General features: G+C 69.2%; 5 protein-coding genes. 4 read left to right on the plus strand and 1 reads right to left on the minus strand.

The window, feature by feature from the left end; translation table 11 throughout:
- The first annotated feature begins 15 nt into the window (after window positions 1-15).
- Window positions 16-2,376 (plus strand): DUF5672 family protein, encoded by a 2,361-nt coding sequence (locus AC07PU_RS29135; protein WP_495321823.1) that lies wholly within the window; start codon window positions 16-18, stop codon window positions 2,374-2,376.
- Between the two features lie 19 nt (window positions 2,377-2,395).
- On the opposite strand, the gene AC07PU_RS29140 is transcribed toward AC07PU_RS29135, so the two are convergent.
- Complete coding sequence (locus AC07PU_RS29140; protein WP_495321825.1) at window positions 2,396-3,301, minus strand: DMT family transporter; 906 nt, start codon at window positions 3,299-3,301, stop codon at window positions 2,396-2,398.
- A 103-nt stretch (window positions 3,302-3,404) separates the two neighbouring features.
- On the opposite strand from AC07PU_RS29140, the gene AC07PU_RS29145 reads away from it, so the two are divergent.
- From AC07PU_RS29145 to AC07PU_RS29155, 3 genes are all read left to right on the plus strand, one after another.
- Entirely contained in the window at window positions 3,405-4,391 is a 987-nt protein-coding gene (locus AC07PU_RS29145; protein ID WP_093351699.1) for a quinone oxidoreductase family protein, read from the plus strand.
- Window positions 4,392-4,574: 183 nt separating this feature from the next.
- Window positions 4,575-5,030 (plus strand): response regulator, encoded by a 456-nt coding sequence (locus AC07PU_RS29150; RefSeq protein ID WP_093351697.1) that lies wholly within the window; start codon window positions 4,575-4,577, stop codon window positions 5,028-5,030.
- Between the two features lie 71 nt (window positions 5,031-5,101).
- Window positions 5,102-6,118 (plus strand): bile acid:sodium symporter family protein, encoded by a 1,017-nt coding sequence (locus AC07PU_RS29155; RefSeq protein ID WP_495321827.1) that lies wholly within the window; start codon window positions 5,102-5,104, stop codon window positions 6,116-6,118.
- Window positions 6,119-6,219: the final 101 nt, after the last annotated feature.

Raw genomic sequence — 6,219 nt, forward strand, 5'->3', positions numbered from 1 at the left:
CGGGGCAAGAAGAAGATGAGCAGGGAGTCGTTTGAGAAGATCACGCTGGTGTCCGTCACCGGCCTGCCGGACGCGCGCGGCGCCGCCATGGCGCTCGCGTTGAGCCTGGCGCAGATGCCCGGCGCGCGCGCGCTGCTGTGCAGCCCGCAGGCGCCGGCCGATCTGGGCCGCGGCATCGCGCACCGCGCGATCGCGCCGCTCAACTACCACGAGTACAGCTGGTTCATCATGTTCGCGCTCTGGCGCGTGGTGCAGACCGAGTTCGTGCTGATCGTGCAGGAAGACGGCTGGGTGCTCGACGCGGCCAACTGGAACGAGGCCTTCCTCGACCATGACTGCATCGGCGCGCCGATCCACCTCGCGCGCATCGAGCCGCCGCAGGGGCCGGCGTACTGGCGCACCCGCTTCGAATGGGCCGACGAGTACGCGCGGCCCGACCACCGCGTCACGCCGGTGCTCAATGGCGGCTTCAGCCTGCGCAGCCGGCGCTTCCTGCGCGCGCTGGTCGACCATCCGCAGATCCGCGTCGAGATTCCGCCGCCCGATGCGCTCGAGGGCGAGCCGCTGCGGATGCACTGGCATCACGACCCCTTGCTGGAGGACGTGCAACTGACCGGCGTGCTGCGGCCCGCGCTCGAGGCCCAGGGCCTGCGTTTCGCGCCGGTCGAGCTGGCGCGCGAGTTCGCGATCGAGCATGCGGGCCCGCAGCTGCACCATGGCTTCGATGCGCTGAGGATCTTCGGCCATCACTCGAAGGTGCGCCGGCTGGTGTCGCTGTCGCCGCCCACGGTGCGTTCGCTGGTGCCACTGTCGGAGCTCGACGGCTGGTACGGCGAGCGCGACCTGCTGACGATGTTCGAGCGCCGCGGCTACCGCATCGAGTTTCCGTCCGAGGCGCAGGCAGCGGCCGTGTCGCCGGGCCCCACGCGCAGGGTCTACGACTGCTTCACCTACAACGGCGAGGCTGACATCCTCGCGGCGCGGCTGCACGAGCTCGAGGAGGTGGTCGACTGCTTCGTCGTGGTCGAGGCCGACCGCAGCTTCACCGGCGTGCCCAAGCCGCTGCGCTTCGATGCCGCCGACCCGCGCATCGCGGCCTTCCTGCCGCGCATCCGCCACGTGGCGGTGCACGACATGCCCGAGGTCGACGCGGCCGCCGATGCGATGGCCGTGCCCGGCGACTGGCATGCCGACACGCCGAAATCGGGCTTCTGGATCCGCGAGAAATTCCAGCGCAACCAGATCCTGCGCGGCCTGCACGACGCGGCGCCGCACGACCTGGTGATGATCTCCGACGCCGACGAGATACCGCGCGCCGACACCGTGCGCGCCATGCGCGACGACCGCCGCCACGAGGTCTTCGGGCTGCGCCAGGCCTTCTATTACTTCTACGCCAACTACCGCAACGTGCAGGGCCCCGAGGCCGCGTCGGTCTGGACCGTGGCGGCCACGCGCGCGCGGCTCGACGGTCTCACGCCCGACCAGCTGCGCCTGCGCGTGCGCAACGGCGCCCAGCCCGCGCGGCTGATCGACGACGCGGGCTGGCACCTGTCGTACCTCGCGATGGACGAGGAGGCGGTGCGCGCCAAGATCCGCGGCTTCGCGCACCAGGAATACAACCGGCCCGAGCTGCTCGATGCGCTCGACATCCCCGCGCTGCTGGCCTCGGGGCGCGACCTCTATGACCGGCCCGGCTATGCGTGGCAACTGGTGGGCCGCGAGGAGGCGCCGCGCTGGCTGGCGAGCCAACCGGAACTGGCGCACCTGTTCGCGCCCGCCGCGCCGCCGCCGATGCGCTATGCCAAGGAGTCGTACCTCACGGTCGAGCCGAGCCCGTTCGGCTTCTGGGAGCGGCATGCGAACCGCCGCATCCTGCAGGCCTATGCGCCCTTCATCCAGGGCCGCGTGCTCGACATCGGCTGCAACCACGGCGCGAGCACCTACTGGCTGCGCGAGAACCCGCGGGTGAGCGAGGTGGTCGGCGTGGACCTCAACGAACAGGCGCTGTCGCTGGCGCGCGAACTCTTCGAGGCCGTGCCCCTGGCCAGCCTGTTCGTCGAGCACGACCTCACGGCCGACGGCCCGATCGTTCCGCCGGCCGACACCGTCGTGAGCTTCCATACGCTGGAGCACATCTACGCCGACGACGTGGCGGACTTCCTTTCGTCGGCGTGCCGGTCGCTGGTGCCGGGCGGCTACTTCGTGATCTCGATGCCCTACGACCGCGCCTATCCCGATCCCTGCCACGTGGGCTTCTACACCGAGGCCAGCCTGGCGCGGGCGATGGAAGCGGCGGGACTGGAAACCATCGAGTGCTTCAAGGACGACCGCTTCGACGAGAAGGACCTGCTGACCGGGCTGTTCCGCAAGCCCTGAGCAGCGCACGAGCGCTCGTTCAGCGCCGCGTCGACACCACGATCCCGCCCACGATCAGCACGAAGGCCGCGCCGTGGTACCAGTGCGGCGCCTCGCGCAGGAAGGCCGCCGACATCACGGCGGCGAACAGCGGCGTGAGGTTCATGAAGATGCCGGCCACCTGCGGCCCCGCGCGCTGCACGCCGGTGCCCCAGCAGCGGTAGGCCAGCACGGCCGGGCCGATGCCGATGAAGGCCATGGCGGCGACCAGCGGCCAGCCCAGGTCGAGATGGGCCGGCGTCAGCGTCCACTCGCCGGCCGCCAGCGCGCCCGACCAGGCCACGCCGAACACCAGCTGCGCCATCAGGAAGGCGGCCCAGTCGCGCCGCAGCGCGGCGGGCTCGTGCGTGCGCGCGAGCAGCCAGCTGTAGAAGGCCCACGCGATGGTGCCCAGGATCATGTAGAGGTCGCCCGGCACCAGCCGCAGCGCCAGCAGCTGGCGCCACTCGCCGCGGCTGAGCACCAGCAGCACGCCGAGCATCGACAGCAGCGCGCCGCCGATCGCGCGCCCATGCGGGCGGGCACCGAAGAACAGGCTGCCCACCGCCAGCATCCACAGCGGCAGGCTCGAGCCCACCAGCGTTACGTTGATCGGCGTGGAGGTCTGCAGCGCCAGGTACTGGAAGGCGTTGTACAGGCCGATGCCCAGCAGGCCCAGCAGCGCGTAGCGCTTCCAGTGCGCCCACAACGGGCTCGCGGGCCGCAGCACCGGGGCCGCGAGCGGCAGCAGCAGCACGAAGGCGATGACCCAGCGCACGAAGTTCAGCGTGAGCGGCGACACCAGCTCGCGCACCAGGCGGCCGACCACCGCGTTGCCGGCCCACAGCAGCGGCGGCACGACGAGCAGGAGGATGGTCAGGGGCGTGAGGCGCTGTGGCGATTGCATGGGCGCCGACTCTAGCGGCTGGCGGCAATGACCCGTGTCGCCGTGGAAACCCCAAACATGGCAGGATGCGCCTCTTCTTTTTTCGCGCGTGGAGACAGCACCGATGTTGAGCAAAGCCGTTCGTATCGACCGCCATGGCGGTCCCGAGGAACTGAAGATCGTCGAGGTCGAGGTCGGCGAGCCCGGCCCCGGCGAGATCCGCATCCGTCACAAGGCCGTGGGCCTGAACTTCATCGACACCTACCAGCGCAGCGGGCTCTATCCGTTCCAGATGCCGCTGCAGCTCGGCATGGAGGCCGCGGGCGTGGTCGAGGCGGTGGGCGAGGGCGTGACGCACCTGAAGGCCGGCGACCGCGCCGCCTATGCGAGCCAGCCGCCCGGCGCCTACAGCGAGCTGCGCGTGATGCCCGCCAAGTGCGTCTGCAAGCTGCCCGACGACATCTCCTTCGAGACCGGCGCGGCCATGATGCTCAAGGGCCTGACCACGCAGTACCTGCTGAAGAAGACGCTGCCGGCCGAGGGCCTGCAGCCCGGCGACTTCGTGCTGTTCCATGCCGCGGCCGGCGGCGTCGGCCTGATCGCCTGCCAGTGGGCCAAGGCGCTGGGCCTGCAGCTGATCGGCACCGCCGGCAGCGACGCCAAGTGCCAGCTCGCGCTGGACCACGGCGCGGCGCATGCCATCAACTACAGCAGCGAGAACTTCGCCGCCCGCGTCAAGGAGATCACCGGCGGCAAGGGCGTGAAGGTGGTCTACGACTCGGTCGGCAAGGACACCTTCGAAGGCTCGATCGACTGCCTGCGTCCCTTCGGCCTGCTGGCCGTGTTCGGCAACGGCTCGGGCCCGGTGCCGCCGGTGAACCTCGGCGTGCTGGCCTCGAAGGGCTCGCTGTACCTGACGCGTCCCACGCTGTTCTCGCACCTGGCCACGCGCGACAGCACGCAGGCGGCGGCCGACGACCTGTTCGCCATCGTGCAAAGCGGCGCGGTGAAGATCCCGATCGTGCAGCGCTATGCGCTGGACGACGTGCAGCAGGCGCACCGCGACCTCGAGGCGCGCAAGACCACGGGCTGCACGATCTTCACGCTCTGAGCGGCCCCGAAGCCGGGCGTGGCGGCACCCCGGCCTTGTCCTACCCGGGCAGGGGTGTCATGCCTGCGTCTTGTGGGGGGTGCACTTTGTAGCCTCGTTGCCAACAAAGTCCAGCCAGCCGTTCTTTATCGGGCCGAAGCGGATGCCTCGCTTCGCCGCCCGCAGGGATGGCCGCATGCCGCCATGAGCACCGTCCGCACCTTCATCGTCGAAGACAACCCCACCATCCGCGAGAACCTCGTGGGCACCTTGCGCGAGGTGGCGCGGGTCGATCCGGTCGGCCTGGCCGACACCGAGGCCGAGAGCACGCGCTGGCTGACGCGCAACATGGCGCTGTGGGACCTGGCGATCGTCGACCTGTTCCTCAAGGACGGCACCGGCCTCAGCGTGCTGCAGGCCTGCCGCCACCGCGATCCGGCCCAGAAGATGGTGGTGCTGAGCAACCATGCCACGCCCGACATGCGCCGCCGTTGCCTGCAGCTCGGCGCCGACGCCGTGTTCGACAAGGCCACCGAGGTCGACGACCTGATCGACTACTGCCTGCGCCGCCGGCAGGCGCGCTTCACGACGGCCGCCGCGAGCTATCCCCCACCGTCCGCGTCGCCTTCTTCGCGCCCCGCCGCCTCGACGGCGCACTAGCGCGAAAATACGGGTAATCCCTTATTCGAGCGATCGTCCCTGCACAGGGGCCGGTCGCGCTTTGCCTTTCCATGTCCCGTTCCCGTCTCCTGCCCGACAACTTCACCCTCGCCCTGCTGTCGGTCGTCACCCTCGCGAGCCTCGTCCCCGCCAGCGGCCGTCCCGCCCAGTTCTTCGAGGGCCTGACCACGGTGGCCATCGGCCTGCTGTTCTTCCTGCACGGCGCCAAGCTCTCGCGCGAGGCGATCCTCGAGGGCATCACCCACTGGCGGCTGCACCTGCTGGTGTTCGCGAGCACCTTCGTGCTGTTCCCGCTGCTCGGGCTGGCGTTGAAGCCGGTGCTGGTGCCGCTGGTCACGCCCGAGCTCTACACCGGCGTGCTGTACCTGTGCGTGCTGCCCGCCACCGTGCAGTCGGCGATCGCCTTCACCGCGATGGCGCGCGGCAACATGCCGGCGGCGATCTGCAGCGCCTCGGCCTCGACGCTGCTGGGGGTGTTCGTGACGCCGGTGCTGGTGGGGCTGGTGGTGCTGCCGCATGGTGGGCATGCGGCGTCGTCGTCGCTCGATGCGATCGGGCGGATCCTGCTGCAGCTGATGGTGCCGTTCGCGGCGGGGCATCTGCTGCGGCCGTGGATCGGGGGCTGGGTGAAGCGGCGTGCCTCGGTGCTGAAGTTCGTGGACCAGGGGTCGATCCTGCTGGTGGTCTATACGGCGTTCAGTGCGGCGGTGATCGAGGGGTTGTGGCGGCAGGTGCCGGGGCATGCGCTGGTGGGGTTGCTGGTGGTGTGTGCGGTGATCCTGGCTTTGGCGTTGAGCCTTACTACCTTGTTGGCGCGCAAGCTTGGCTTCGATACGGAGGACGAGATCACTATCGTGTTCTGTGGGTCGAAGAAGAGTCTGGCTAGTGGGATTCCCATGGCTAAGGTTCTGTTCGCCTCGCATGCTGTTGGCGCCATCGTTTTGCCGCTGATGTTGTTTCATCAGATGCAGTTGATGGTTTGTGCTGTGTTGGCGCAGCGGTATGCGCGGCGGCAGGTGCGTGTTGCTGTTGAGCCTGCTGCATTGGGGGCTGCTTCTTCTAAATAGCGGTTTGCTTTTGCTGAGGCAGGAGCCGGGAATTCCGCCCGGCGGCGGACCTACTTTCTTTTGCTTCGCCAAAAGAAAGTAGGCAAAGAAAAGGCGACCCC

The sequence above is a fragment of the Variovorax sp. GW821-FHT10D07 genome (assembly GCF_059415325.1).

Excerpts from the sequence above, each read along its gene's own strand:
- AC07PU_RS29150 (WP_093351697.1), top strand. The coding sequence starts at position 4,575 with ATGAGCACCGTCCGCACCTTCATCGTCGAAGACAACCCCACCATCCGC.
- AC07PU_RS29145 (WP_093351699.1), top strand. The coding sequence starts at position 3,405 with ATGTTGAGCAAAGCCGTTCGTATCGACCGCCATGGCGGTCCCGAGGAA.
- AC07PU_RS29135 (WP_495321823.1), top strand. The coding sequence starts at position 16 with ATGAGCAGGGAGTCGTTTGAGAAGATCACGCTGGTGTCCGTCACCGGC.
- AC07PU_RS29155 (WP_495321827.1), top strand. The coding sequence starts at position 5,102 with ATGTCCCGTTCCCGTCTCCTGCCCGACAACTTCACCCTCGCCCTGCTG.
- AC07PU_RS29140 (WP_495321825.1), bottom strand. The coding sequence starts at position 3,301 with ATGCAATCGCCACAGCGCCTCACGCCCCTGACCATCCTCCTGCTCGTC.